Consider the following 25,178-nt stretch of genomic DNA (forward strand, 5'->3'; position numbering starts at 1 on the left):
GGGGGGACCCTGTGGGAGAGTAGGACGCCGCCGAACTAATTTTAGGGAAACCCCCGCACCATTGGTGCGGGGGTTTTCTGCGTTCCGGACCCTTTATAGGCTCGGGTATATGCACTACGACCTCATCCTTTTCGACAACGACGGTGTCCTGGTGGACAGCGAGCCCATCTCCAACCGGCTGCTCGCCGCGTACCTCACCGAGCTGGGGCACCCGACGACGTACGAGGACTCCATCCGGGACTACATGGGGTCGGCCATGCACCGCGTCCACGACCTGGTTCTGGAGCGGACCGGGCGGCGGCTTCCCGAGGACTTCGACGACGTCTTCCACGCGCGGGTCTTCGCCGCGTTCGAGCGGGAGCTGCGGCCCGTCGCCGGCGTCGACGGGGTGCTGGAGAAGCTGGCCGCGGACGGGGTGCCGTACTGCGTGGCGTCCTCCGGGAGCCATGAGCGGATCCGGGTGGGACACCGGGCGACCGGGCTCGACCGGTGGTTCGAGGAGGGGCGGATCTTCAGCTCGCAGGACGTGGGGCGGGGCAAGCCGGCGCCCGACCTCTTCCTGTACGCCGCCGAGCGCATGGGGGTGGCCCCCGAGCGGTGTCTGGTGGTGGAGGACTCCCCGCTGGGCGTCCAGGCGGCCGTGGCGGCCGGGATGGACGTGTACGGGTTCACCGCGATGACGCCGGCCGGGAAGCTGGCCGGTGCGAATCAACTCTTCTCCGGCATGGGTGAGTTGGCCGACCTGCTGGTGTGACGGGGGCCATCGCTCCGGGGCTGACAATTGTCATGCGGACCTCCGGACGATCGTTTCTACTGCCGGATGCCCCTCGGCCGCGAAGCTGAGGGCATGACGAAGACGACGGGGAACCAGGGCCACAGCCGGCAGCCGAGCGCGCTGGAGAACTTCAAGCCGCTGCTCGTGGACGTGGCGGTGCCGCTCGGCGCGTACTACCTCCTGAAGGGCGCCTTCGGGATGAGCACCTTCGCCGCGCTCGCCGGGAGCAGCGTGGTGCCCGCCGCGCGGACCGTGTGGAGCCTGGTGCGGGAGCGCACCGCCAACGCGCTCGCGCTCCTCATCCTCACCGTGAACGTGGTCGGGCTCGCGCTCAGCTTCGTCTCCGGCGACCCGCGGCTGATGCTCGCCAAGGACGGCGCGGTCAGCAGCACCGTCGGCATCGGCATCCTCGTCTCCGTCTTCCTCGGCCGGCCGATGATGACCGAGGGCATGAAGCCGTTCCTGGTGAAGGGGGACACGGCCAAGGAGGCCGCCTGGCAGCGGCTGGTGTCGGGTGCGGCGGCCGGGTCGGCGGACTTCCGGCGCAAGGAGCGGGCCTTCTCCGTGGTGTGGGGCGTGGCGCTGCTGGCCGAGTGCGTGGCGCGGGTGGTGGGGGCGTACACCGTGCCCGTCGACACCATGGTGTGGCTGGGCGGGGTGCTGATGGCCGTGGTCATGGCGCTGACGTTCGTGGTCAGCGGGGCCGTCGCCGCCGCGCCGATGGAGCGGATTCTCGCCGACGAGACGGAGAAGGCCGACACCCCCGTGGCCCCCGTGTCCCTGGCCGCCGCCTGAGCCCCGGTCCGGCCGGCGGTCTGGCCGGCGGTTCGGCCGACGACTGGTCACCGGCCCCCGATCCGGCCGAAGATGAGCAGAACTCATCTTTGGCCGGATCTATCCATGCGCACCCCGGGGCCCTACGCTCGCCGCCATGACGGATGTGCTGCGGCGCGGCAGGGCCTCGCTGGCGTTCGGCTTCTTCACCCAGGGCGTCGCGTTCGCCCTGCTCGTGACGCGCATTCCGGCCGTGCAGGAGCGGTACGGGGTCTCCGACGCGCTGTTGCCCGTCTTCCTGGCCGCCGTGCCGGTGCTCGCCGGGTGCGGGAGCGTGGCCACCGAGAAGCTGGTGCGGCGGATACCGCCCAGCCGGCTGCTGCGCTGGTCCCAGCCGGTGGTGCTGCTGGCGCTGCTCGGTGTCGGCGCCGGGGACCAAGTGGCCGGGCTGGCGGTCGCGTTGGGGGTGTTCGGGCTGTCGGTGGGAGCGCTGGACGCCTCCATGAACATGCTCGGGGTGAGCCTCCAGCGGGCGTACGGGCGCAGCATCATGCTGAGCTTCCACGCGGCCTACAGCCTCGGCGGCATCCTCGGTGCCTCGCTCGCCTGGGTGGGCGCGCACGGGGAGTTGGCGCTGTGGGTGTCGTATCTGCCCGTGGTGCTGGTGCTGTTGCCCGCGACGCTGGTGGGGAGCCGGTGGTACGTCGACGGGGAGGGCGGCCTTGAGAGTGAGCCGGCCGGTGGTGGTGGCGGGGTCGCGTTCCGGGTGCTGTTGCCGCTGTGTCTGGTGATGACGTTCGCGTACATCGGGGACTCGACGGTCTCCAACTGGAGCGCGAAGTACGTCAAGGACGTGCTCGGCGGCTCGGAGCAGCTCGCGACCGTGCCGTACAACGTGTACATGGTGACCACGCTGGTGGGGCGGGCCCTGGGGGATCTCGGGGTGCGGCGGCTCGGGGCGGTGGTGGTCGTGCGGCTGGGGGCGGTGCTGGCGGCGGGCGGGTTCGTGGTGGTCGCGGCGGCGCCGGGGGCGTGGGCGGGGATGCTCGGGTTCACGCTGGTGGGGCTCGGGCTGTGTGTGCTGGTGCCGCAGACCTTCGCGGCGGCGGGCAGGCTGTTCCCCGGCTCGTCGGACGCGGCGATCGCGCGGCTCAACATCTTCAACTACGTGGGTTTCCTGGTTGGTTCGCCGTTGGTGGGGGCGCTCGGGGATGCGTGGAGCTATCGCGGGGCGATGCTCGTGCCGATGGCTCTGGTGCTGGTCACCGTGGTGTACGCCCGGTCGTTCGGGCCGGGAGGCGACCGATACGGTGGCGGGCATGAGCGGCCGCGCACAGCTGATGTGGGACGAGGCAGTAACGGGCTATGACTTCGGCCCGGACCATCCGATGGCTCCGGTGCGCCTGGAGCTGACCCGGAAGCTGGTGTCGGCCCTCGGGCTCGACAAGGAGCTGGAGATCGTGGCCGCGCGGCCCGCCGGGGAGTCCACGCTGCGCCTGGTGCACCGCGAGGACTACATCGACGCGGTGAAGGCGGCCTCGGCCGATCCGGGCGCGGCGGACGGGTCGTACGGGATCGGGACGGTGGACGATCCGGCGTTCGCGGGGATGCACGAGGTGTCGGCGCTGATCGCGGGGCAGTCGGTGGCGGCGGCGGAGGCGGTGTGGCGGGGTGACGTCGAGCACGCGGTGAACTTCGCGGGCGGGCTGCATCACGCGATGCCGGGCGGAGCGGCCGGGTTCTGCGTGTACAACGACGCGGCGCTGGCGGTGGCCCGCCTCCTTGAGCTGGGCGTGGAGCGGGTCGCCTATGTGGACGTGGACGTGCATCACGGGGACGGGGTGCAGGCGGCCTTCTGGGAGGACCCGAGGGTGCTGACCATCTCGCTGCACGAGCATCCGCGCACCCTGTTCCCGGCGACGGGCTGGCCGCAGGAGACCGGGGCCGGGGCGGGCGAGGGCGCGGCGGTGAACGTGGCGCTGCCGGCCGGGACCGGGGACGCGGGGTGGCTGCGGGCGTTCCACGCGGTGGTGCCGGAGCTGCTGGCGGACTTCCGGCCGCAGGTGCTGGTCTCGCAGCACGGCGCCGACACGCACTTCGAGGACCCGCTCGCGCATCTCGCGGTGTCGCTGGACGCGCAGCGGGCGGTGCAGCTGGCCTGTCACGAGCTGGCGCACGCGTACGCGGACGGGAAGTGGCTGGCGCTGGGCGGCGGCGGTTACGCGGTGGTGGACGTCGTACCGCGGTCCTGGACGCATCTGGTGGGGATCGCGGCGGGCCGGGAGATCGCTCCGCAGACGGTGGTCCCGGAGGGCTGGCGGCAGGAAGTGTACGCGCGTACACGGCAGTTGGGGCCGCAGCGGATGACGGACGGGCGCTGGCCGGTGGGTTACAGGGACTGGTCGGCGGGGTACGACCCGGCCGACCGCCTCGACCAGGCGGTGCTGGCGACGCGGCGGGCCGCGTTCCCGCTGCGGGGTCTGCTGGCGTGAGCGGCGGGCGTCCGGCGGCTTTCCGGCGGAGTCTGGCGGGTGTCCGGCGGGTTCGCCGGCCGTGTCCGGGAGGGGCGCTCGGCGTTAGGCCGACCGTGGGGTCTTTCGCCGTTCCGGTCGCCGGGGCCGCGCTGGTGGGCCACCATCGCTGCCGTGTCGGAAACCGGTGCCCTGCGGGCGCACCTGCTGGCCGCCCGGCTCGCCGGTGAGGTGGCCACCGCGCGCGAGGCGAGCCTGCGCCGGTACGGGCTGTTCGCGGCGTGCGACCCGCGTGCGCTGCTCGGGCTCGATCCCGTACGGTCCTGGGGGCCGCGCGAGGTGCTGGCGCTGATGGCCGAGCGGTGCGGGGTGTCGGCGGACCCGGGGCGGGTCTCGGGGCCGGACGTGATCGACCCGGAGCGGACGCTGGCCGCCCTTGACGCGTTCGCGGGGCGGCTGCGGGCGGCGGTGCGGCGGCGGGCGCCGGTGCTGTTCGGCACCGGGCATCCGGGCGCCCTGCTCGGGTTCTACGCCGGATTGGCGGCGGCGATGTCGGCGGCGGGATGTGTTGTGCTCACCCCGGCGCAGGGTCGCTGTGTCGACATATTGACCCGGTTCGGTCTACGCACGCACCGCCTCGACTACGTACGAGGTGTTGCGTTGGTGCGGGAAGCGGGCGGTGGGCGCCCGGGGCGTGAGCCGGGGGCGCACAGCCATTCCCCGCTGCCGGTTCGGCTCGCGCTGGCCGCTCTGGCGGAGTCCGGCGGGCCGTTGCCCGGGCTGGTCGTCGGGGACCACGGCTGGGTCTGCGGCGCAGGTCAGCTGGGGTTCGAGGCGATCGGTCTGGCCGACTCCGACGATCCCGCGCCGTTCGTCGGCGAGGCGGAGGGGACGGTGTCCGTCGTCGTTCCGCTTGACGACGCCGTGCGGTCTAGTCACTACCGCCCGCTCACCCGCTACGTACTCAAACGGGCCTGTCTGTCACAGTAGGCCGCCGATGCGTCCACCTCTTCCCCACTCGCATCACCCGCCCCTACATTGGGGAGTGAGCACGCAACGACGAAGAGTCACCGGAAGGGGAAGCCGGTGGCCGTCGAGTGCGGAAGGTTCAGGTGTGTCATGGCAGCTGGTGAGAGGCCTCTGAACGAGGTTCAGTTCCTTACCGTGGCGGAAGTCGCCTCGGTCATGCGAGTCTCGAAGATGACCGTGTACCGGCTGGTGCACAGCGGTCATCTGCCCGCGATCCGGGTGGGGCGGTCCTTCCGCGTCCCCGAGCAGGCGGTCCACGAGTATCTGCGCGAGAGCTATGTGGGGGTGGAAACGGCCTGACGGCGGCTTCGGGATCTTCCCGGAACACCTCGATTACGACCCTGGCGTTCGGGCGGGTAGGCTGTCCCCTCGTAGGTCGTATGGGCCCATGGCGCCCAACAACCGAGTCATGAGAAGTGAGCGAGGGTAGTCGTGGGCTCTGTTATCAAGAAGCGGCGCAAGCGGATGGCTAAGAAGAAGCACCGCAAGCTGCTCAAGCGCACGCGCGTTCAGCGTCGCAACAAGAAGTAGGCGACGCGCCGCGAAAGCGCGGTCGGTGGCCCTTCGTCCCTCTGGGGGCGGAGGGCCATCGGCATGTCCGGAGCCGTTCGGCATGTCCGGGCCCGTGTGGTCATCGTGGCGCAACACCGACCCGATAGGTTGGCCGCACACGGGGAACGCGGGCGTCGGAGCCGGGTTTCGCGCGAGGTCGGGAAGGAAGGCGCTGGTCTTGGGGAAGATCGTGCTCGTCACCGGAGTGGCCCGGCAGCTGGGCGGCCGGTTCGTGCGCCGCATTCAGCGGGACGCCGATGTGGACCGGGTGATCGCGGTGGACGCGGTGCCGCCCGCGCACCATCTCGGCGGCGCCGAGTTCATCCAGGCCGACATCCGGCAGCCGACGATCGCCCGGGTGCTCGCGGAGACCGGCGCGGACACGGTCGTCCACATGGACGTGACCGGCACCGCGCTCGGCGGCGGCAGCCGGGCCACGGTCAAGGAGACCAACGTCATCGGCACCATGCAGCTGCTCGGCGCCTGCCAGAAGTCGCCGGCCGTGAAACGGCTCGTGGTGAAGTCCAGCACCAACGTCTACGGCTCCGCCCCGCGCGACCCGGCCGTCTTCACCGAGACCACCCCGGCCAAGTCGCTGCCGAGCGGCGGCTTCGCCAAGGACGCCGTCGAGGTCGAGGGATACGTGCGCGGGTTCGCCCGGCGCCGCCCGGACGTCGCGGTGTGCGTGCTGCGGTTCGCCAACATCCTCGGGCCGACGGCGGACACCCCGCTCGCCTCCTACTTCGCGCTGCCCGTCCTGCCGACCGTGTTCGGCTACGACCCGCGGCTGCAGTTCGTGCACGAGGACGACGTGATCGAGGTGCTGCGGATCGCCTCGCACGAGCCGCGCCGGGGCACGCTCAACAGCGGCACCTTCAACATCGCCGGGGACGGCGTGCTGCTGCTCTCCCAGTGCTCGCGCCGGCTCGGGCGGCCCACCGTGCCGCTGCTGCTGCCGGCGGTCACCTGGGCGGGCTCCCTGGTGCGTACGCTCGGTATGACGGACTTCTCGCCGGAGCAGATCCGGCTGCTGACCCACGGCCGGGTGGTGGACACCGGGCAGATGCGCGAGACGCTCGGCTTCGCGCCGAGGTTCACGACCGCGGAGACCTTCGCGGACTTCGCGCACGGCCAGGGTCCCGGCCTGCTGCCGCCGGAGGCGCTGGCGGGAGCCGTCGACCGGATCGCCGCGCTGACCGCGAGAAGCGGTGGCCCCTTCCCGCAGCCCGGCGCCAACTGAGGAGCGCAGCAACGATGGCGGACGCCAAGGTCATTCCGTTCGACGACGACCGGTCCCGGGGAGGTGCCACAGGCCGCCCGCAGCGGCGCCGGGGCCCGGCCGGCGCCCGGCCGGCCGCGGCCGGTGAGAGCGCGCCGGTCCAGCCGCTGCCGACGCGGGCGGTGCCCGGCGAGCCCCCGGCCGGCGGTGCGCCCGAGGACGACGGCGGGCTCGACCGCCGCATCGCGCGCGGCCTCGCCTTCCTGCGCCGCAGGCTCACCGGGGACTACGAGGTCGACGACTTCGGCTACGACGAGGAGCTCACCGACCAGGTCCTGATGTCCCTGCTGCGGCCGGTGTACGACAACTACTTCCGGGTCGAGGTCAAGGGCATCGAGAACATCCCGGCCGAGGGCGGCGCGCTGATCGTCGCCAACCACTCCGGGACGCTGCCGCTGGACGGCCTGATGATGCAGGTCGCCGTGCACGACCACCATCCGGCCGGGCGGCATCTACGGCTGCTCGCGGCCGACCTGGTCTTCGTGCTGCCGGTGGTCAACGAGCTGGCCCGCAAGCTCGGGCACACCCTCGCCTGCACCGAGGACGCCGAACGGCTGCTCGGCCAGGGCGAGCTGGTCGGGGTGATGCCGGAGGGCTTCAAGGGCATCGGCAAGCCCTTCGGGGAGCGGTACAAGCTCCAGCGGTTCGGGCGCGGCGGGTTCGTCTCCACCGCGCTGCGGCAGGGGGCGCCGATCATCCCGTGCTCGGTCGTCGGGGCCGAGGAGATCTACCCGATGATCGGCAACGCCAAGACGCTGGCGCGGCTGCTCGGCTTCCCGTACTTCCCGCTGACGCCGACCTTCCCCTGGCTCGGGCCGCTCGGCGCGATCCCGTTGCCGACCAAGTGGACGATCCAGTTCGGCGAGCCGATCCCCACGGACGGCTATCCGCCGGAGGCGGCCGAGGACCCGATGCTGATGTTCAACCTGACCGACCAGGTGCGCGAGCAGATCCAGCACACGCTGTACAAGCTGCTGGTGCAGCGGCGGTCGGTGTTCTTCTGACGCCCGGGTTTCTCGCGTACGACCCTGGTCCGTACGTACGACGGTGGGGCGCCCCTGCTCGGAAAGGGGCGCCCCACCGTCGTACTGTGCGCGGCTAGTTGGAGTCCTGGCTGTCGATGCCCAGGCCGGGCAGGAGGCCCGGCAGGAGCGGGGGCAGGGTGACGTCCGGCTTGGCCGACGGGGACTTCTCGGCGGACGGGGAACCGCCTTGGTCGGAGCCCGACTTGGGCGGGTCGAGCAGTCCGCCGGTGCTGCCGCCGAGCAGGCCCTCGTCGCGGTCGCCGGCCGAGCCGCTGGGGCTGCTGCCGGGGCTCGCGTGCTTTCCGCCCGCGGAGGGCGTGCTGCCGGGCTTGCTGGGCGTGGCCGGGCGGTGGGTGCCGGAGGGGGCGGACGGGGTGGCGGCGTGCTTCCCGCCCTGCCTGCCGGCCGCGGGCGGCTCGGGGAGCAGGGACTCCAGCGGGGCCACCTCTTGGTCTATGGCGTCGAAGACCGAGGAGACCTGGTCCTTGACGTCCCCGAGCTGGACGGGCAGCTGGTCGCTCAGGCTCGTCCACGCCTCGCGGTGGGAGCGGGAGAAGGAGGAGAGGGCCTGGATGGGGCCGAGGGACTTGGGGTCGGCCTCGTAGGCCGCGTGGAGCAGCCGGTGGCCCTCGGTGACGTCCTGGCGCATCCCGGAGAGGGTGCGGCGGATCTCGCCGATGGACTCGTGGTCGAGGTGGCCGCCGCGGCCGCGCTCCATCAGTCTGCGGGCCTCGTTCAGCCGGGTGGAGGCCTGGTCGAGGTACGTCCGGCCGCGTTCGCCGTCGCCCTCGCTCAGGTAGTTCAGCCGGAAGTCCTCGATGCCGCGTTTGAGGCCGTACAGCTGGTCGCCGGGCAGGGCGTCGGAGCTGGCGGCGGCCACTCCGCCGAAGGCGCTCGCGGTGACACCGAGGCCGAGTCCGCCCGCCGTGAGTCCCTTGGCCAGCCGCGACCTGGGCCGCAGTCTGCTCAGGGGGCTCGCCCGGTGGGCGCCCCGGCCGGGGGAGCGCTGCTCGGGCACCGACGCGTCCGCGGCTCCGCCCAGGGTGCCTTCCTGGAGCATGGCCTCCATCGCGGCCACCAGCTGGGCGCGCTGGACGACCTTGACCTCGGGGTCGAGCTGCGGTTTGGGCAGCGCGTCGAGGCCTCTGGCCAGGGACAGGAGCAGTCCCTGCGCGGAGGGGTCCCCGGTCGGCGGTGATCCCGTCGGTGCTGCGGACTGCTCGGCCGCCGTGTCCCGGTCGGACTGCTCCTCCAGGGCCTGGGCGAAGGCGTTCGCCCGCCGGTGCGCCGATACGTTCGCGATCACTGGCGGCACCTCCTCTCGTCATGACGGTCGACTCCCCAGGGGATGTCCTGAGGGTTGCACGCCCGTGGCCACGTCCACACGATCGGGCGACGAGGGTCGGCCAGGACGTGCCCACAGGGAGCCTGTATCCCGCACAACGAGCGGCTCGGCACTTCGGTTACGGACGGCGGATGACCGGATCGGAAAGACAACTGGCGCTTACGGAACGTGAGTTGATCGGCGGTTGTGGTTGCGCAGCGTCAGCGGGCGTCGTCCGGCAGGAGCCGGGCGAGGGTGCGGACGGCGCGGTACTGGAGGGTCTTGATGGCGCCCTCGTTCTTTCCCATCACCCGGGCGGTCTCGGCGACCGAGAGGCCCTGGAGGAAGCGGAGCGTGACGCACTCCTGCTGCTGGGGGTTGAGCCGTCGTACGGCGTCGAGGAGGGCGGCGTTGGAGAGGGACTCCAGGACGGAGTCCTCCGGGGAGCGCTCGACCTCGTTGGCGTCGAGCATCTCGCCGGTGGTGACCTCCAGGCGGAAGCGGCTGGACTTGAAGTGGTCGGCGACCAGGTTGCGGGCGATCGTCACGAGCCAGGCGCCGAAGTCGCGGCCCTGCCAGGTGAAGGTGCCGATGCGGCGCAGGGCGCGGAGGAAGGTCTCGCTGGTGAGGTCCTCGGCGGTGGCCTTGCCGCCCACGCGGTAGTAGATGAACCGGTAGACGGTGTCGCTGTACTGGTCGTACAGCCGGCCGAAGGCTTCCGCCTCCCCTGCCTGGGCGCGCTCGACCAGGTCCATCATGCGGGCGCTGTCGCTGTCCGCGGCGGGACGGCGGGCGGCGGGCGCGCCGGAGGGCGCCGACCGGCCGCGTCTGCCTACGGCGGCGCTGCCCTCGGCCAGTGCGTAGCACGGGCCCAGGGGTGCGCCGGTGGCGAGGGCGGGGACGGTGTGCGCGGTGGGGACGAGGCCGCGCAGCGTCTCTTTGACCGTTGCGACAGTTGCGCGCAGCGTAGCCAGGCCCGAGGCGTCAACCCCGACGTGTGGGTACACGGGACTCCCAGAGGCAGAGCTTCCATCACGTGCAGTACGGGACCTTTCACCCGTCGTAGCGACGGAGGGGTACCGGTTTGCGTCTGAGGAGAATAACGCTTCGTGTAGACCCTGCTACACCCAGTTGCTCAAATCGTCGATTACGTCGCTTCCGTGACCAGTTGGCGCCCAGTTGTCTTGCTTTTTCTGATCACTTCCCGACCGAAAACCAGCCGATTTCTGCGAAGCTGAGGCTGGTTGGAGAGCGGGGCGCATAATCCCGGGCGCCCGCGAAACGATTCAGCGGGCGGGGCGCCCGGGGTTCGGGCCGGGGGCCGCTCCGGTCAGTCCCACCAGAGCACGACGAGCAGCCGGCGCCTTGCCGCGTCGCGGTAGAAGTCACGCAGGGCGTCGAAGTGGTGCAGCAGGTACTCCCGCGAGCCGCCGGTGATCCGGTCGGCTCCGTGGCCGATCAGGGACGCGGCTTCGTGGTCGTCGGCGGGCAGGAGGGCGTGCATGTCGATCTCGTCGAGCAGTTCGGAGACACGCGCTACTTGAGTGCTGGACAGAGACGTGGGGGCCGGCCCGAAGGGGCCGATCGCGTGCGGGTGCGTGTGGAGGAAGCCCAGGTCGACGGCCGTGTCGCCGTCGGTGGCCCGCCGGAGGGCGCCGAGGCGGACCTCGTCGAGCCCGGTCACCTCGCCGACGCGTACGAGCAGCGCCGGCGCCCAGTCCAGGTCCAGCACGTCCCTTGCCGGCGGATCCCACTGAGGATCACCGGCCGGTGACGCGTCCGCCGACCGGCGGCAGGCGGCGAGATACTCCGCCGGGATACGGGCGAGCTGCTGAGTGACGGCCATGACGGAAGTGTCCCGGTGCCGTCCACCGGATTGTTCGCCGCTCGGCCGAGGTGCACCGGGTGGCCCTGGTTTCCCTGCTCAACTGGGGTTCCGGCTGCCGGGTGACGCTGGGTGCGCGGGCGGCCGTCGGTGAGGGGCGTGGGTGCGGGGCTGCCTTTGCGGTGCCCGCGATGCGCCTCCGTCGGCAAGGGGGGGGCAGGGGTTGGGTCCCACGGTCGTGATCCTGCCGCCGGGCGGCGCCGGATGATCGGCTGTGCCTGCGCCCCCATGTCGGCCCGGGCGGCGGTAGTCCCGTGGCCGTGGCGCTGCCGTCGGGCGGCGCCGGATGCCGGTCGTGCTTGCGGCCGCCCCATTTACTGGCCCGGGCGGCGGTAGCCCCGTGGCAGTGGCCCTGCCGCCGGGCGGCACTGAACGCTCGGTCGTGCCCGGCGTATCCAACCCTCATGCCAACCCGGGTGGCGGCAGCTCTGCGGTCGTGGCCCCGCCGCCGGGCGGCATCAGATGTTCGGTCGTACCCGTATCCGTCGCCATGCCGGCCTGGGCGGCAGTAGCCCCGCAGTCCTGGCCCCGCCGCCGGGCGGCACCAGGTGCTCCGCCGTGCCTGCGCCCCTCTGCCCAAGCAGGGTGTTGGGGGAGCGCGGCGCCAACTGGGCTCGCTCAAGCCCCGTCGCAGGCGGTCAGCGCCTGCGGCGGGTCAGGGCGATGGCTGCTGCTGTGCCGCCTGCTACCGCGCCTACGCCGGCGGCGGCGGGGATGCCGACCTTGGCTGCCTTGCGGCCGGTGCGGTAGTCGCGGAGGCGCCAGTCCTTTGCGCGGGCGTGTTTGCGGAGTTTGGCGTCGGGGTTGATGGCGTAGGGGTGGCCGACGAGGGAGAGCATCGGGATGTCGTTGTGGCTGTCGCTGTAGGCGGCGCAGCGGGGGAGGTCGAGGTCCTCGGCGGCGGCCAGGGCGCGTACCGCTTCCGCCTTGGCGGGGCCGTGGAGGGGTTCGCCCACCAGGCGGCCGGTGTAGACGCCGTCCATGGACTCCGCGACGGTGCCGAGCGCGCCGGTCAGGCCGAGGCGGCGGGCGATCACCTGGGCGATCTCCACCGGGGCGGCCGTCACCAGCCACACCTTCTGGCCCGCGTCCAGGTGGGCCTGGGCCAGCGCGCGGGTGCCGGGCCAGATGCGGTCGGCCAGGTACTCGTCGTAGATCTCCTCGCCGATCGTCTCCAGCTCGGCCACCCGGTGGCCCTTGACGATGGAGAGGGCGGAGTCGCGCGCGTCCTGCATGTGCTCGGGGTCCTCGACCCCGGCGAGCCGGAACCACGCCTGCTGCCAGGCGAACTTGACGAGGTCGCGGGTCTCGAAGAACTTCCGCTTGTACAGCCCGCGCCCGAAGTGGAACAGCGCGGCGCCCTGCATCACGGTGTTGTCGAGGTCGAAGAACGCGGCCGCGCGGTCGTCGCCGAGCACCGGGAACTCCGGTTCGGCGGTCTCGGGTTCCGGCGCGTTCCGCGCGGACTTGCGGGCGGCCTCGGCCGAGGCCTCGCCTGCCAACACGCTCCGCGCCGTGGCGGAGCGCCTACGGGGGGTGAGCCATCCTAGAGCGGCCATGGCGTGAGCATAGCCAGTCCGTGACGCCGCTTCGGAGCCAAGAGGTTCGACGGGCGTGAACTCTGCGCGACCGCGTTGTTAAGGAGCGTGCGTGAGCGGAGTGAGAATGGGCGGCATGAGCCCCCTCTTCCGGCGCCCGCCCGCGCCCCAGGAGCGCCTGGTCACCCTCGTCCGCAAGCCCGGCTGCCACCTCTGCGACGACGCCCAGGGCGTCGTCGAGAAGGTGTGCGGCGAGCTCGGCGTGCCGTGGGAGAGCCGGGACATCACCGAGGACCGTGAGTTGTACGACACGTACTGGGAGCAGATCCCCGTCGTCCTCGTCGACGGTGAGCAGCACACCTTCTGGCGGGTGGACGAGAACCGGCTTCGTAAGGCTCTGACCAAGTAGTCCACAGGCGTCCCGGAACACCCGGAACGTCGCTTAGGATCGGACGCCTGTTTGGTCTCGGGGGCGGGATTCGCGAGGAGTGTGTAGCTTTGCCCCCAGGTGCAGCCCCGGGAAGAGGGCGCGTGACCCCGGTCACGTTGGCCGGGCAAATCGGACACCATCTTTGTGCACACGTTCACAAAGACATAGCCTGCTTTCGACGGGGCGGTCCGGGGACGCATGACCGCCAGCCCCGCTCTACCCGCAGGAGCACCGTGGCAACTGGCCGAACTCACCGACCGGCGACCCGCAGCCGAGGGATTCCCGAGGCCACCGTCGCCCGGCTTCCGCTGTACCTCCGAGCCCTGACCGCGCTGTCCGAGCGCTCGGTCCCCACGGTCTCCTCCGAGGAACTCGCCGCGGCCGCCGGAGTCAACTCCGCCAAGCTCCGCAAGGACTTCTCCTACCTCGGCTCGTACGGCACCCGCGGTGTCGGCTACGACGTCGAGTACCTCGTCTACCAGATCTCCCGCGAGCTGGGCCTCACCCAGGACTGGCCGGTCGTCATCGTCGGCATCGGCAACCTCGGCGCGGCCCTTGCCAACTACGGCGGCTTCGCCTCGCGCGGCTTCCGGGTCGCGGCGCTGATAGACGCCGACCCCGCGATGGCGGGCAAGCCGGTCGCGGGCATCCCGGTGCAGCACACCGACAGCCTTGAGCAGATCATCGAGGACAACGGTGTCTCCATCGGCGTGATCGCCACCCCGGCCGGCGCCGCCCAGCAGGTCTGCGACCGGCTCGTGGCCGCCGGGGTCACCTCCATCCTGAACTTCGCGCCGACCGTGCTGACCGTCCCGGACGGCGTCGACGTGCGCAAGGTCGACCTCTCCATCGAGCTGCAGATCCTCGCGTTCCACGAGCAGCGCAAGGCCGGCGAGGAGCTCGCCGCGAACGACGGCGCGCTGCCCGCGGCCGCCGCGCGCGCCGCCGCCGGGCAGGCCTCCGAGCAGGGACCGGACGGGGACGTACCCGCCGTGATGCCCGCATGAGCCTCCTCGTCGTCGGACTGAGCCACCGCAGCGCGCCCGTGAGCGTGCTGGAGCGGGCCGCGCTGAGCACGGACGCGCAGATCAAGCTCGCCCAGGACACGGTCGCCGCCGAACCGGCCACCGAGGCCGCCGTGCTCGGCACCTGCAATCGCATCGAGCTGTACGCCGACGTCGACAAGTTCCACGCCGGTGTCGCCGAGCTGTCCACGCTGCTCGCCCAGCACTGCGGGGTCGGCCTCGAAGAGCTGACGCCGTACCTCTACGTGCACTACGAGGACCGGGCCGTCCACCACCTCTTCTCGGTGGCCTGCGGTCTGGACTCCATGGTCGTCGGCGAGGGCCAGATCCTCGGCCAGATCAAGGACTCCCTCGCCCGCGCCCAGGAGCTGCACACCGCCGGGCGCCTGCTCAACGACCTCTTCCAGCAGGCCCTCAGGGTCGGCAAGCGCGCCCACTCCGAGACCGGCATCGACCGCGCCGGACAGTCCCTGGTCACCTTCGGCCTGGAGCAGCTGGCCGCGGGCGAGGACGTCGGGGCGTGGGCCGCAGGCCGCCGGGCGCTGGTGATCGGCGCCGGTTCGATGTCCTCGCTGGCCGCCGCGACGCTCGCCCGCGCCGGGGTCGCCGAGATCGTCGTCGCCAACCGCACCTTCGAGCGCGCCGAGCGGCTCGCGCAGATCCTCGCCGACGCCGAGGGCGCCACCGCCCGCGCCGTACGCATGGCCGCCGTCTCCGCCGAACTGACACGTGCCGACGTGGTCGTCTCCTGCACCGGCGCCACCGGTCTGGTGCTCACCGCCGACGCCGTCGCCGAGGCCCTCCAGGACCGTACCGGCGCGCCCGTGGCCGAGGTCCAGGACGGCGGCCGTACGCCCGCCGCCGGGGCCGCGCCGGCGCCGGCCACCGTCGGCACCGAGGAGAACTGCCCGCTGGACCTCGCCGCCGTGCAGGGCGCGAGCGGCTTCTCCGTGCTCGGCGAGGCCGCCGTGGCCGGACTCGACGCCGCCGCCCTGGAGCAGCACGCCGCCTGGGTCGCGGGCGGCACCGTGGACCGCCGCGAGCAGGGCTCCGCCCGCGCGCTCAAGGCCGTCGAGGACACCCGCGCCGAGGCCGGACTCATCGACGCGCTCGCCCGGACCGCCGCCTCCAGCGGCCGCGTCCCCGAGCGCCGCAGGCCCGAGCCCGTCGCCGGAATCCCGCGCCCGGTGCCCGCCGTCTTCCTGCTCGACCTCGCCATGCCCCGCGACATCGACGCCGCCGCGCACCGCCTGGCCGGGGTGCGCCTGGTGGACATCGAGTCGCTGGCCGAGGCCTCCGCCGACGCGCCGATGGCGGCCGACGTGGACCAGGTCCGGCGTATCGTCTCCGACGAGGTCGCCGCCTTCGGCGCGGCCCAGCGGGCCCAGCACATCACGCCGACCGTGGTCGCCCTGCGCACCATGGCCGCCGATGTCGTCGCCGCCGAGATCGCGCGCCTCGACGGCAGGCTGCCCGGCCTGGACGCGCGCCAGCGCGGCGAGATCCGCCAGGCCGTGCACCGGGTCGTGGACAAGCTGCTGCACGCGCCGACAGTACGGGTCAAGCAGCTCGCGGCCGAGCCCGGCGGCGCCGGGTACGCGGACGCGCTGCGCACCCTGTTCGACCTCGACCCCGAGACGGTCGCGGCCGTCTCCCGGGCCGTGGACAACACAGACGAGAAGGACCGACCGGCATGACTGACAACGCACTGAGGCTGGGGACCAGGCGCAGCAAGCTCGCCATGGCCCAGTCCGGGCTGGTGGCCGAGGCCGTGAGCCGGGTGACCGGCCGGCCCGTCGAGCTGGTCGAGATCACCACGTACGGCGACGTCTCCCGCGAGGCGCTCGCGCAGATCGGCGGCACCGGTGTGTTCGTCACCGCGCTGCGCGACGCGCTGCTGCGCGGCGAGGTGGACTTCGCCGTGCACTCGCTCAAGGACCTGCCCACCTCCCAGCCCGAGGACCTGGCGCTGGCCGCCGTCCCCGAGCGCGAGGACCCGCGCGACGTGATCGTGGCGCGGGACGCCCTGAAGTTCACCGACCTGCCGCGCGGCGCCCGCGTGGGCACCGGTTCGCCGCGCCGCATGGCGCAGCTGAACGCGTACGCCCGCGCCCACGGCCTGGACATCGAGACGGTCCCGATCCGGGGCAACATCGACACCCGCGTCGGATACGTGCGCGAGGGGCGGCTCGACGCCGTCGTCCTCGCCGCCGCCGGACTGAACCGGATCGGCCGTATCGACGAAGTGACCGACTTCCTGTCGGTCGACACGGTTCTGCCCGCCCCCGGCCAGGGGGCCCTGGCGATCGAGTGCGCCGCGGACAACGCGGAGCTGATCGCGGCACTCGGCGAGCTCGACGACCCGTCCACGCGGGCCGCCGTCACCGCCGAACGGTCATTGCTCGCCGCCCTGGAGGCCGGCTGCAGCGCCCCTGTGGGCGCGCTGGCCGACCTCCTGGCCGACGGGTCAACTGTCAAGGAAATGCGCCTGCGCGGCGTCGTCGGCACCACCGACGGTTCGCGCATGGTGCAGCTGTCCACCACCGGTTCCGTGCCCCAGACGCACGAGCAGGCGACGGCGCTCGGTCGCGAGCTCGCCACCGAGATGCTCGCCCAGGGCGCGGCCGGTCTGATGGGGGAGCGAGCACTTTGAGCCCCACCACCCTTCCCGCCGCCCGTCCGGAACACGGTCACGTCACCTTCCTGGGTGCCGGACCCGGGGATCCGGGACTGCTGACTCTGCGCGCCGTGGAGGCGCTGGGGAACGCGGACGTCCTGGTCGCCGAGCCCGATGTGCTCGACGTGGTCCGGACGCACGCCCGCCCGGGCGTCTCCGTCGTACCGACGGCGGTCTCCGCGGACGCGTCCACGAGTGCGGGCGCACCCCAGCTGACGGTGGTTGACGGCACGTCAACAACCGTTGGGGTCCCGGCCGCTGCCCGGGATGCCGCTCATCTTGTCATGGAGGCCGCGCGTGGCGGCAGGCGGGTCGTGCGTGCGGTTTCCGGTGATCCGGGGCTGGACACGGACGCCGCCGAGGAGATGCTGGCGTGCGCCGCCGCCGGGGTGCCCTTCGAGGTCGTCCCGGGTGTCGCGGCCGCCACCGGTGTGCCCGCGTACGCCGGTGTGCCGCTGCGGGACGCGCAGGGCGCGGACGTGCGTTTCGTGGACGCGCGGACCGCCTCCGCCCGCTGCTGGACCGAGGTCGGCGCCTCGGATGGCACGGTGGTCGTCTCCACCGCGCTGGACTCCGTCGCGGCCGCCGCGGCCGAGCTGGTCTCGGCGGGCCGCAAGCCGGACACCCCGCTGACGGTCACCGTCGCCGGTACGACCACCCGCCAGCGGACCTGGTCGGCCACGCTCGGCACGATCGCGCAGACGCTGAAGCAGGCGAAGGTGCTGCCGTCCCCGGACGGCGGCCGCCCGGTCATAGCCGTGGTCGGTGAGCGTTCCGCCGCCGCCCGCCGCGACCAGCTGTCGTGGTTCGAGTCCAAGCCGCTGTTCGGCTGGAAGGTGCTCGTGCCGCGTACGAAGGAGCAGGCGGCGTCGCTCTCCGACCAGCTGCGCTCCTACGGCGCGGTGCCGCACGAGGTCCCGACCATCGCCGTCGAGCCGCCGCGCACCCCGCAGCAGATGGAGCGCGCGGTCAAGGGCCTGGTCACCGGGCGCTACGAGTGGATCGCGTTCACCTCGGTCAACGCGGTGAAGGCGGTGCGCGAGAAGTTCGAGGAGTACGGGCTCGACGCGCGTGCCTTCGCGGGCATCAAGGTGGCCGCGGTGGGCGAGCAGACGGCGGCCGCGCTGATCGACTTCGGTGTGAAGCCGGACCTGGTGCCGAGCGGCGAGCAGTCGGCGGCGGGGCTCCTTGAGGACTGGCCGCCGTACGACCCGGTCTTCGACCCGATCGACCGTGTCTTCCTGCCGCGCGCCGACATCGCCACCGAGACCCTGGTGGCGGGCCTGATCGAGCTGGGCTGGGAGGTCGACGACGTCACGGCGTACCGCACGGTCCGTGCGTCGCCGCCGCCGCAGGAGACCCGCGAGGCGATCAAGGGCGGCGGTTTCGACGCGGTGCTCTTCACCTCGTCCTCGACCGTCCGCAACCTGGTCGGCATCGCGGGCAAGCCGCACAACGTCACGATCATCGCCTGCATCGGCCCGGCGACGGCCAAGACGGCCGAGGAGCACGGTCTGCGGGTGGACGTGATGGCTCCCGAGCCCTCCGTCCACAAGCTGGCCGAGGCGCTGGCCGCGTTCGGCACCAAGCGCCGCACGGCCGCCCTGGAGGCGGGCGACCCGGTGACCCGGCCGAGCGAGCGGCGTCCGGGGGCGCGGAGGCGTCGTACGACGACGTGAGGCTTGGCTGAGCCCAGGCGTGGCGGGGTGTTCCCTTCGGGGGGCACCCCGCCGGCTTTTCCGGGGTTACCAGATCCCGTGGACCACCTCTTCGAGGGTCAGGCTCCATGGGGACTCGTCGTCCGCGAACGGCAGCGGGTCGAACTCCGTGACGCGGGCGCGGAGATCCTCGGGCATTTCCTCGTCCCGGTCGGGCCACTCGGACAGCACGATCGAACCGTGGTGGTCCAGGTCCGCTCGCGACATGAACCACCCGGTGTCCGGCAGCCCCACGCGGCTCAGGAACGCTCCGGTCCACCCGTCGAAGCGGCACGCTGTGGGGGCCGGGCGTGCGTAGCGGACCACGTTGCCGAGGCCGAAGGCCTCGACCAGGTCGGCGGGGGAGACGGCGAAGGGCAGGGGGACGACCTGCTTCGTGCCCTCGGTGTACTGGTACACGACTCCCGTCCGCGGGTCGATCGCGACCGAGTTCGTGAGGAAGCCGCCGAGCTTCACGACCGTTTCGGCTCCGCCGGGGTGCACCCAGCCCTGGCCTGCCTGCTCGGCGTAGGCCCAGACATACCCGGGGTCGAACGCGTCAGGCACCCCGAACCACAGGTCGTACGCGTCGGCCGACGGCAGGCCGGTGCGGACGAGGAAGTCCAGCGTTCCGCCGTGGAAGCCGTAGGCGCGGGCGGTGGGTTCGGGGAGGCGGCTCACCTCGTCCACGAGGGCGGCTCGCGTCAGGGTGCCGTGATCGACGGTGAACAGCATTCCGGCGCCTCATTCCCCGGGCCGGCAGGCGTCCAGTGCCGCCGGGAGGGTCGTGATGCCCTCGTCCGCCAGGAAGTGGCCCGCGCCGGGGACCACCTGGGCGGTGGTGCCGAGGAGGGTGGCGAGGTGGTCGGTGTGGGGGGTGGGGACCAGGGGGTCGGCGTCGGAGCGGAGGACGGTGAGGCGGTCGACGCGGGCGGGGAGGGCGGTGAGGTCGCAGCCGCCGGCGATGTACGCGTCCAGCTCGGGTATCGCGGGCAGCGGGTCCACGAAGCCGGAGACCAGGACCAGGGAGCCCAGCCGCCAGTCGCCCGGCAGGGTGGCCAGGTGGCGCAGGACGGTGAGGCAGCCGAGGCTGTGGGCGACGACCCTGCTGCGGGCGCCGGGGGTGCCGATGGCCGCTCCGGCGGCGGCCGTCCACCGGTCGGGATCGGGGTCGTCCGTGCCGGGGAGGGCGGGGACGGTGGTGGGGACGCCGTGCTCCTCCAGGCGTTCGGCGAGCCAGCCGAACCAGTGGTCCCCGGGGGTCGCGCGGTAGCCGTGGATGATCGTGGCGCGGGGGTGTGCGGTCGTCATGGGGGAGGACGGTACGGGCTCACACCGGTGTGAGGGTCAAGCCGGGCGGGGCTGTACGGCGCCCGTGTGAGGCGTCCCCGGGTCCGACACCGTGTTGGCAAAGGCGCGGGTCGGGCGGGCGTAGCGTAGGGGATATGTCGAAGTACGGTTCCTTTCCCGGTACGCGTCCGCGGCGCCTGCGGACCTCGCCCGTCATGCGGCGGATGGTCGCGGAGACGCGGCTGCACCCGGCCGACTTCATCCTCCCCGCGTTCATCCGGGAGGGCGTGAGCGAGCCGGTGCCGATCGCGGCGATGCCCGGGGTCGTGCAGCACACGCGGGACAGTCTGAAGAAGGCCGCGCTGGAGGCCGTCGAGGCGGGCGTCTCCGGGATCATGCTGTTCGGTGTGCCGGAGGAGTCGAAGAAGGACGCGCTCGGCACGACCGGCACCGACCCGGACGGCATCCTCCAGGTCGCCCTGCGCGACGTACGCGCCGAGGTCGGCGACGACCTGATGGTCATGGCCGACCTGTGCCTGGACGAGTTCACCGACCACGGCCACTGCGGTGTGCTGGACGCCGAGGGCCGCGTCGACAACGACGCCACCCTGGAGCGGTACGCCGAGATGGCCCAGGTCCAGGCCGACGCCGGCGCCCACATCGTCGGCCCGAGCGGCATGATGGACGGCCAGATCGGCGTCATCCGCGACGCGCTGGACCAGATCGGCCGCGAGGACGTGGCGATCCTCGCCTACACCGCGAAGTACTCCTCCGCCTTCTACGGCCCCTTCCGCGAGGCCGTCGCCTCCTCGCTCCAGGGCGACCGCAAGACGTACCAGCAGGACCCGGCCAACCTCCGCGAGTCCCTGCGCGAACTGGAGCTGGACCTCGCCGAGGGCGCGGACATGGTCATGGTCAAGCCGGCCGGCCCGTACCTCGACATCCTCGCCCGGGTCGCGGACGCGGTGGACGTGCCCGTCGCCGCGTACCAGATCTCCGGCGAGTACTCCATGATCGAGGCCGCCGCGGAGCGGGGCTGGATCGACCGCGACCGGGCCATCTTCGAGACCCTGACGGGGATCAAGCGGGCGGGGGCGCGGAACATTCTGACGTACTGGGCGACTGAAGTGGCGCAGAAACTGCGGTAGTTCGGCGCCGGGAGGCGGACCGGTGCCGTACCGGTTCGGTCACAGCCTCCGGCGCCCTCCGCGCGGGGCTTGTGAACCGCGCTCGCATCGTCTACGCAAGGATCTTGGTATTTCCTTGACCCCGACGAGAGTGAGCCCGTGTCCACCGCCCCGCCCCCCGAACGGTCCGACGAGCCCGATGAGCCCGTGGACATATCCGACGAGCAGTGGGACACGTTCCTGCGGGAGACGGTCGAGGGGGGTGGGCCGTCCGGGCCGAAGGAGCCGTCGGCCCGGGCGCGGATGGTGGCGCGGCGGTTGCGGGAGGAGGGGGAGCGGGAGGACGGCGGCGGCCGGCGGTTCGGGCTGCGGCGCAAGGCCGCGCAGGCGCCCGTGGAGCCGCCCGGCTGGCGTACCGGGCCCGCCTGGCAGGAGAAGCGGCGGCGGAGTCCGTTGTGGGCGGTGCTGGGTGTGGTGCTGGCCGTGGGGGTCTGTCTGATCGCGCTGCGGCCCTCGCTGTTGCTGGACCACATACCCGGGGGCCGGCCGGCCTCCGGTGCCGCGCCCTCGCCGCTGCCCGCCGAGACGGCCCTGCCCACCTCCGCCCCCGGCCTCGCCGCCGGTGAGGCGACCCTCGCGCACCCCTTCCACGGCTCGCCCTCGGAGACCTGGGACGAGGGCGCGGACGCGATCGAGCTGCCCGAGGCCAAGGCGGTCGCCGGGCTGAGCGAGGCCGATGTGGCGCTCGCGCTGCGGGAGACCAAGGAGTTCCTCGTCGACTCCAGCCTCGATCCCGCGGTCCTGCGCGGCGGACAGCCCGACAAGGCGCTGGCCCTGCTCGATCCCAGGCAGCCCGAGACGCTCCAGGAGCTCCGGCGCGCGCTGCGCGACCCCGACGCCAAGCACGACCCCATCACCTTCATCAGCCGCTTCGACCCCGCGCGGGTGCGGCCGGCCGGTGACGTGGTCAAGGTGCGCGGCCATCTGTCCTTCGCGGCGGGGCGGCCCGGCGAGGTGAAGGTCCACGCGGACTACACCTTCGTCTACCCGCTCGTCCAGCGTGCCTCCGGCGACGACGGTGTCACGGACGACCGTGTGGCCCGCACCATCGTCCGCCGCGGGATGACGATGCTGCTGCACGACCCGGTCAAGTGGGTCGCCGACAAGGGCAAGTTGGCGGTCGGCTCGGTGCGGGTCCACACCTACAACAACGAGTGCGACGTCCACGACGGCTACCTCCACCCGGTCTTCCCCGGCGACGCCCCCACCGGCGCCCCGGCGAGCGGCGACGCCCGCGACCCGTACGACCGGACCGACACCCTGAAGAACCTCCAGGACGGCGCCTGCGGCGAGATCACGCGCTCCTGAGGCGTGCGGCGTGCGTCGGGCGGCATGTGGTCCTACGACCACATGCCGGCCGCCATGTCGTCCAGTACGGCGGGCCAGACGCTGTTTCCGCCGAACGGCAGCGGGTCGCGTTCCTCCACGGTGGCCCGGACGCCGTGCAGGGCCTTGGTGAGCCGCTCGAAGTCGGCCTCTTCCTCGTCTTCGTCGTCACTCCAGGGGAACTCCTTCAGGAGCCGCTGCAGCGCGAAGGTCAGATATGCGAGGGACGACATGTCCGTGTGCGGGGCCTGAACAGGGCCGCCGTTCTCGGAGAAGCCGTGCACCACGCCGGTCTCGGGGTCGAGGGCGAGATGGGTCTGCGGGAGCCAGCCGAAAACCGGCCAACTCCCGCAGCCGGCCGGTGTGTTCTCGTGGTGCGCGAGGTCGATTTTCTCGCTCGCCAAGGGGAAGCGGCCGGAGGGCATGCGCTTTTGGGGCTGGAAGACGCCGGTCGGGATACCGGTGGTGAGCAGGATTCGCGCGGCATGCGATTCCAGCGACTTGCTCCCCAAGGAGCCGGAGGGGGCCTGGAAGACGTTCTCTTCACCGAGCGACGAGATCATCGCTTCCCGGGAGACTTCGAACAGCATGGAATCCTCGCTGCTTCTTCTTGGGGCAGGCCCCGGTGCCCGGCCGCCCGTACTCGGCGCCGGCATGGCTGTCGTGGGCACCGGTCTCCTGCCCCAGTGCGAACATCGCGGGCCGCGCGTCGTAGAGGCCGAGTACGTCCGCGATGCCCTGCTGGTGGCCGCCGGGTACGGCGAGGGCGGACAGCACCTCGTCGTAGGCGTGCTCCGGAATCCACTTGAACCGCCGGGCACCTCTCGGTCGGTGGAGAGCGTCAACTTCCCACCGGCCGAGAGGGGGCGGACGTCAGAGCTTCTCGGGCGTCCGGATGCCCAGCAGGGCCATGCCCTGGGTCAGGGTGCGGGCCGTCACGTCGCACAGGAAGAGGCGGTTCTCGACCTGGGCGGGGGTCTCGGCCTTGAGGACCGGGCACTTGTCGTAGAAGGAGGTGTACAGGGAGGCGAGCTGGTAGAGGTACGCGGCCAGCTTGTGCGGGGCGTACTCCGCGGCCGCCTCCGTGGCGACCTCGCCGAACGAATCGGCGTGCAGGCCCAACGCCCGCTCCGCAGCGGTCAGTTCCAGCTCGGGGTGGGCGACGGGGCGGACCTCGCCGGCCTTGCGCAGGATGGACTGGATGCGGGCGTACGCGTACTGGAGGTAGACGGAGGTGTCGCCGTTGAGCGAGACCATCTGGTCCAGGTCGAACTTGTAGTCACGGGCCGCCGAGGTCGACAGGTCCGCGTACTTCACCGCGCCGATGCCCACCTGGGCGCCGCGCTCGGCGATCTCCTCCTCGGAGAGGTCCTGCGCCTTCTCGCGCACGACCGCCGACGCCCGCTCGACCGCCTCGTCCAGCAGGTCCACCAGCCGTACCGTCTCGCCCTCACGCGTCTTGAACGGCTTGCCGTCCTTGCCGAGGACCGTGCCGAAGGCGAGCTGGACCGCGTGGACGTCGTCGCCGAGCCAGCCGATGCGGCGGGCGGTCTCGAAGACCATCTTGAAGTGCAGGGCCTGGCGGGCGTCCACCACGTAGACGAGGGTGTCGGCCTTGAGGTGGAAGACGCGGTCGCGGATCGCGGAGAGGTCGGTGGCCGCGTAGCCGTAGCCGCCGTCGGACTTCTGGACGATCAGCGGGACCGGCTGGCCGTCGGGGCCCTTGACGTCGTCGAAGAAGACGCAGAGGGCGCCCTCGGAGCGCACCGCGACGCCGGACTCCTCCAGCATGCGGCAGGTCTCGGCCAGCATGTCGTTGTAGCCGGACTCGCCGACCACGTCCTCGTCGCGGATCTTCATGTCCAGCTTGTCGAAGACGGAGTAGAAGTAGATCTTCGACTCGTCGACGAACCGCTGCCACATCGCCAGCGTCGCGGGGTCGCCGGCCTGGAGGTCGACCACCCGGCGGCGGGCGCGCGTCTTGAACTCCTCGTCGGAGTCGAAGAGCACCCGGGCCGCCTTGTAGAGGCGGTTCAGGTTGGACATGGCCTCCTGGCCGGACTCCTCGGTGACCTCGGCGTCCGCGGACTCCTTGTGGTCCAGCTCGTGCGGGTGCTCCTCCAGGTACTGGATGAGCATGCCGAACTGGGTGCCCCAGTCGCCGATGTGGTGCCGGCGGACCACCTTCTCGCCGGTGAACTCCAGGAGCCGTACGGCCGCGTCGCCGATGACCGCCGAGCGCAGATGGCCGACGTGCATCTCCTTGGCCACGTTCGGCTGGGCGTAGTCGATCACCGTCGTGCCCGGGTGCGCGGCGAGCGGCACGCCGAGGCGGCCGGTGTCGTCCGCGTACCGCGCGGCCAGGTTCCTGGTGATCGCGCCGTCCGTCACGGTGATGTTGAGGAAGCCGGGCCCGGAGACCTCGACGTCCGCGATCACGTCACCCGTGGCGACCCGGGAGACGACCTCGGCCGCCAGCTCGCGCGGGTTCGCCTTGGCCTTCTTGGCGAGCGCCAGAATCCCGTTGGCCTGGTAGTCGGCCCGGTCGCTTCGTCGCAGCAGCGGGTCGGCGCCGTCGGCCTCCGGGAGGGAGGAGGCGAGGGCGTTCGCGAGGCGCTGGTTGACGAGATCGGTGAGCGACGTGACCGAAGCCATAAGGGTGAGTGCCGTTCTCCTCGTGGATGACTGGATGCGGCCAGTATCCCATGGGGGGTAAAGCGGTTTTTGCGGAGAGCCCGGGGCGCCCGGTGGCCGGGCGAGGCGCGGGTCGTGGGCGGCTGGTCGCGCAGTTTCCCGCGCCCCTGAACAGGCGGCTGCGCCGCCCGTGGGGCACAGAAGGGGGAAAGGGGTTTCCGTGGTTGCCACCGGAGCTGGGAGAATGGAGCGGTCACTCA

Annotated in this window: 24 protein-coding genes; 16 read left to right on the forward strand and 8 right to left on the reverse strand. The window is 72.2% G+C overall.

Features of this window, described 5'->3' with window-relative positions:
* Positions 1 to 109 precede the first annotated feature (109 nt).
* The 9 genes from AB0898_RS22660 (at position 110) to AB0898_RS22700 (ending at position 7,884) form a co-directional block, all read left to right on the forward strand.
* Entirely contained in the window at positions 110 to 754 is a 645-nt protein-coding gene (locus AB0898_RS22660; protein WP_366804778.1) for an HAD family hydrolase, read from the forward strand.
* Between the two features lie 93 nt (positions 755 to 847).
* Positions 848 to 1,570, forward strand: a complete 723-nt coding sequence (locus AB0898_RS22665; protein ID WP_366804779.1) for a VC0807 family protein — start codon at positions 848 to 850, stop codon at positions 1,568 to 1,570.
* 136 nt (positions 1,571 to 1,706) lie between these two features.
* Positions 1,707 to 2,918 (forward strand): MFS transporter, encoded by a 1,212-nt coding sequence (locus AB0898_RS22670; protein WP_366804780.1) that lies wholly within the window; start codon positions 1,707 to 1,709, stop codon positions 2,916 to 2,918.
* A complete protein-coding gene (locus tag AB0898_RS22675; RefSeq protein ID WP_366804781.1) occupies positions 2,869 to 4,041 on the forward strand; it encodes an acetoin utilization protein AcuC in 1,173 nt (390 codons plus the stop codon). The genes AB0898_RS22670 and AB0898_RS22675 overlap by 50 nt, the downstream gene beginning before the upstream one ends.
* Positions 4,042 to 4,194: 153 nt before the next feature.
* Positions 4,195 to 5,010 carry a phosphatase gene (locus tag AB0898_RS22680; protein WP_366804782.1) on the forward strand — a complete coding sequence of 272 codons (816 nt, stop codon included), beginning with the start codon at positions 4,195 to 4,197 and terminating at the stop codon, positions 5,008 to 5,010.
* 129 nt (positions 5,011 to 5,139) lie between these two features.
* Positions 5,140 to 5,349, forward strand: coding sequence for a helix-turn-helix domain-containing protein (locus AB0898_RS22685; RefSeq protein ID WP_093781815.1), 210 nt, complete (start codon positions 5,140 to 5,142; stop codon positions 5,347 to 5,349).
* Positions 5,350 to 5,481: 132 nt separating this feature from the next.
* Entirely contained in the window at positions 5,482 to 5,580 is a 99-nt protein-coding gene (locus AB0898_RS22690) for a 30S ribosomal protein bS22 (protein ID WP_003948845.1), read from the forward strand.
* A 199-nt stretch (positions 5,581 to 5,779) separates the two neighbouring features.
* Positions 5,780 to 6,841, forward strand: a complete 1,062-nt coding sequence (locus AB0898_RS22695) for an NAD-dependent epimerase/dehydratase family protein (RefSeq protein WP_366804783.1) — start codon at positions 5,780 to 5,782, stop codon at positions 6,839 to 6,841.
* Between the two features lie 14 nt (positions 6,842 to 6,855).
* Positions 6,856 to 7,884 (forward strand): lysophospholipid acyltransferase family protein, encoded by a 1,029-nt coding sequence (locus tag AB0898_RS22700; RefSeq protein ID WP_366804784.1) that lies wholly within the window; start codon positions 6,856 to 6,858, stop codon positions 7,882 to 7,884.
* A gap of 94 nt (positions 7,885 to 7,978) precedes the next feature.
* Here the strand turns inward: AB0898_RS22700 and AB0898_RS22705 are convergent, their stop codons facing one another.
* The 4 genes from AB0898_RS22705 to AB0898_RS22720 all read right to left on the reverse strand — a co-directional run bounded on the left by AB0898_RS22705 (position 7,979) and on the right by AB0898_RS22720 (position 12,673).
* A complete protein-coding gene (locus AB0898_RS22705) occupies positions 7,979 to 9,211 on the reverse strand; it encodes a DUF5667 domain-containing protein (RefSeq protein ID WP_366804785.1) in 1,233 nt (410 codons plus the stop codon).
* 239 nt (positions 9,212 to 9,450) lie between these two features.
* On the reverse strand, positions 9,451 to 10,236 hold the full coding sequence (locus AB0898_RS22710) for an ECF subfamily RNA polymerase sigma factor, BldN family (RefSeq protein WP_366804786.1): 786 nt from the start codon (positions 10,234 to 10,236) through the stop codon (positions 9,451 to 9,453).
* A gap of 323 nt (positions 10,237 to 10,559) precedes the next feature.
* On the reverse strand, positions 10,560 to 11,075 hold the full coding sequence (locus tag AB0898_RS22715; protein WP_366804787.1) for a DUF1877 family protein: 516 nt from the start codon (positions 11,073 to 11,075) through the stop codon (positions 10,560 to 10,562).
* A 677-nt stretch (positions 11,076 to 11,752) separates the two neighbouring features.
* Entirely contained in the window at positions 11,753 to 12,673 is a 921-nt protein-coding gene (locus tag AB0898_RS22720) for an HAD-IB family hydrolase (protein ID WP_366804788.1), read from the reverse strand.
* Between the two features lie 106 nt (positions 12,674 to 12,779).
* Between AB0898_RS22720 and AB0898_RS22725 the strand changes: the two genes are divergently transcribed.
* The 5 genes from AB0898_RS22725 (at position 12,780) to AB0898_RS22745 (ending at position 18,463) form a co-directional block, all read left to right on the forward strand.
* A complete protein-coding gene (locus AB0898_RS22725; RefSeq protein ID WP_366804930.1) occupies positions 12,780 to 13,061 on the forward strand; it encodes a glutaredoxin family protein in 282 nt (93 codons plus the stop codon).
* A 254-nt stretch (positions 13,062 to 13,315) separates the two neighbouring features.
* Complete coding sequence (locus tag AB0898_RS22730) at positions 13,316 to 14,089, forward strand: redox-sensing transcriptional repressor Rex (RefSeq protein WP_366804790.1); 774 nt, start codon at positions 13,316 to 13,318, stop codon at positions 14,087 to 14,089.
* Positions 14,086 to 15,804: a glutamyl-tRNA reductase gene (locus AB0898_RS22735; RefSeq protein ID WP_366804791.1), complete on the forward strand. Its 1,719-nt coding sequence runs from the start codon at positions 14,086 to 14,088 to the stop codon at positions 15,802 to 15,804. The genes AB0898_RS22730 and AB0898_RS22735 overlap by 4 nt, the downstream gene beginning before the upstream one ends.
* The gene (gene hemC, locus AB0898_RS22740) at positions 15,801 to 16,760 is read left to right on the forward strand and encodes a hydroxymethylbilane synthase (protein ID WP_366804792.1); all 960 of its coding nucleotides are present in this window, start codon (positions 15,801 to 15,803) and stop codon (positions 16,758 to 16,760) included. Before AB0898_RS22735 ends, hemC begins: the two co-directional genes overlap by 4 nt.
* Positions 16,757 to 18,463: a bifunctional uroporphyrinogen-III C-methyltransferase/uroporphyrinogen-III synthase gene (locus AB0898_RS22745; RefSeq protein ID WP_366804793.1), complete on the forward strand. Its 1,707-nt coding sequence runs from the start codon at positions 16,757 to 16,759 to the stop codon at positions 18,461 to 18,463. The genes hemC and AB0898_RS22745 overlap by 4 nt, the downstream gene beginning before the upstream one ends.
* A 66-nt stretch (positions 18,464 to 18,529) precedes the next feature.
* On the opposite strand, the gene AB0898_RS22750 is transcribed toward AB0898_RS22745, so the two are convergent.
* Positions 18,530 to 19,216: an SUKH-4 family immunity protein gene (locus tag AB0898_RS22750; RefSeq protein WP_366804794.1), complete on the reverse strand. Its 687-nt coding sequence runs from the start codon at positions 19,214 to 19,216 to the stop codon at positions 18,530 to 18,532.
* A 9-nt stretch (positions 19,217 to 19,225) separates the two neighbouring features.
* On the reverse strand, positions 19,226 to 19,792 hold the full coding sequence (locus AB0898_RS22755; RefSeq protein ID WP_366804795.1) for an alpha/beta hydrolase: 567 nt from the start codon (positions 19,790 to 19,792) through the stop codon (positions 19,226 to 19,228).
* Positions 19,793 to 19,926: 134 nt separating this feature from the next.
* On the opposite strand from AB0898_RS22755, the gene hemB reads away from it, so the two are divergent.
* The gene (gene hemB, locus AB0898_RS22760) at positions 19,927 to 20,919 is read left to right on the forward strand and encodes a porphobilinogen synthase (RefSeq protein ID WP_366804796.1); all 993 of its coding nucleotides are present in this window, start codon (positions 19,927 to 19,929) and stop codon (positions 20,917 to 20,919) included.
* A 138-nt stretch (positions 20,920 to 21,057) separates the two neighbouring features.
* A complete protein-coding gene (locus AB0898_RS22765; protein WP_366804797.1) occupies positions 21,058 to 22,266 on the forward strand; it encodes a hypothetical protein in 1,209 nt (402 codons plus the stop codon).
* 32 nt (positions 22,267 to 22,298) lie between these two features.
* On the opposite strand, the gene AB0898_RS22770 is transcribed toward AB0898_RS22765, so the two are convergent.
* A complete protein-coding gene (locus AB0898_RS22770; protein WP_366804798.1) occupies positions 22,299 to 22,874 on the reverse strand; it encodes an SUKH-4 family immunity protein in 576 nt (191 codons plus the stop codon).
* Positions 22,875 to 23,157: 283 nt separating this feature from the next.
* Positions 23,158 to 24,939, reverse strand: a complete 1,782-nt coding sequence (gene argS / locus AB0898_RS22775; protein WP_366804799.1) for an arginine--tRNA ligase — start codon at positions 24,937 to 24,939, stop codon at positions 23,158 to 23,160.
* Positions 24,940 to 25,178: the final 239 nt, after the last annotated feature.

This window comes from Streptomyces sp. NPDC005435 (assembly GCF_040703155.1).
Lineage (GTDB): Bacteria > Actinomycetota > Actinomycetes > Streptomycetales > Streptomycetaceae > Streptomyces.

What these genes read in the sequence shown, in the direction of transcription:
- hemC (WP_366804792.1), top strand. Translation starts at nt 15,801, where the DNA reads ATGACTGACAACGCACTGAGGCTGGGGACCAGGCGCAGCAAGCTCGCC.
- argS (WP_366804799.1), bottom strand. Translation starts at nt 24,939, where the DNA reads ATGGCTTCGGTCACGTCGCTCACCGATCTCGTCAACCAGCGCCTCGCG.
- AB0898_RS22670 (WP_366804780.1), top strand. Translation starts at nt 1,707, where the DNA reads ATGACGGATGTGCTGCGGCGCGGCAGGGCCTCGCTGGCGTTCGGCTTC.
- AB0898_RS22685 (WP_093781815.1), top strand. Translation starts at nt 5,140, where the DNA reads ATGGCAGCTGGTGAGAGGCCTCTGAACGAGGTTCAGTTCCTTACCGTG.
- AB0898_RS22750 (WP_366804794.1), bottom strand. Translation starts at nt 19,216, where the DNA reads ATGCTGTTCACCGTCGATCACGGCACCCTGACGCGAGCCGCCCTCGTG.
- AB0898_RS22720 (WP_366804788.1), bottom strand. Translation starts at nt 12,673, where the DNA reads ATGGCCGCTCTAGGATGGCTCACCCCCCGTAGGCGCTCCGCCACGGCG.
- AB0898_RS22660 (WP_366804778.1), top strand. Translation starts at nt 110, where the DNA reads ATGCACTACGACCTCATCCTTTTCGACAACGACGGTGTCCTGGTGGAC.
- AB0898_RS22725 (WP_366804930.1), top strand. Translation starts at nt 12,780, where the DNA reads ATGGGCGGCATGAGCCCCCTCTTCCGGCGCCCGCCCGCGCCCCAGGAG.
- AB0898_RS22665 (WP_366804779.1), top strand. Translation starts at nt 848, where the DNA reads ATGACGAAGACGACGGGGAACCAGGGCCACAGCCGGCAGCCGAGCGCG.
- AB0898_RS22675 (WP_366804781.1), top strand. Translation starts at nt 2,869, where the DNA reads ATGAGCGGCCGCGCACAGCTGATGTGGGACGAGGCAGTAACGGGCTAT.
- AB0898_RS22715 (WP_366804787.1), bottom strand. Translation starts at nt 11,075, where the DNA reads ATGGCCGTCACTCAGCAGCTCGCCCGTATCCCGGCGGAGTATCTCGCC.
- AB0898_RS22770 (WP_366804798.1), bottom strand. Translation starts at nt 22,874, where the DNA reads ATGCTGTTCGAAGTCTCCCGGGAAGCGATGATCTCGTCGCTCGGTGAA.
- hemB (WP_366804796.1), top strand. Translation starts at nt 19,927, where the DNA reads ATGTCGAAGTACGGTTCCTTTCCCGGTACGCGTCCGCGGCGCCTGCGG.
- AB0898_RS22755 (WP_366804795.1), bottom strand. Translation starts at nt 19,792, where the DNA reads ATGACGACCGCACACCCCCGCGCCACGATCATCCACGGCTACCGCGCG.
- AB0898_RS22735 (WP_366804791.1), top strand. Translation starts at nt 14,086, where the DNA reads ATGAGCCTCCTCGTCGTCGGACTGAGCCACCGCAGCGCGCCCGTGAGC.
- AB0898_RS22700 (WP_366804784.1), top strand. Translation starts at nt 6,856, where the DNA reads ATGGCGGACGCCAAGGTCATTCCGTTCGACGACGACCGGTCCCGGGGA.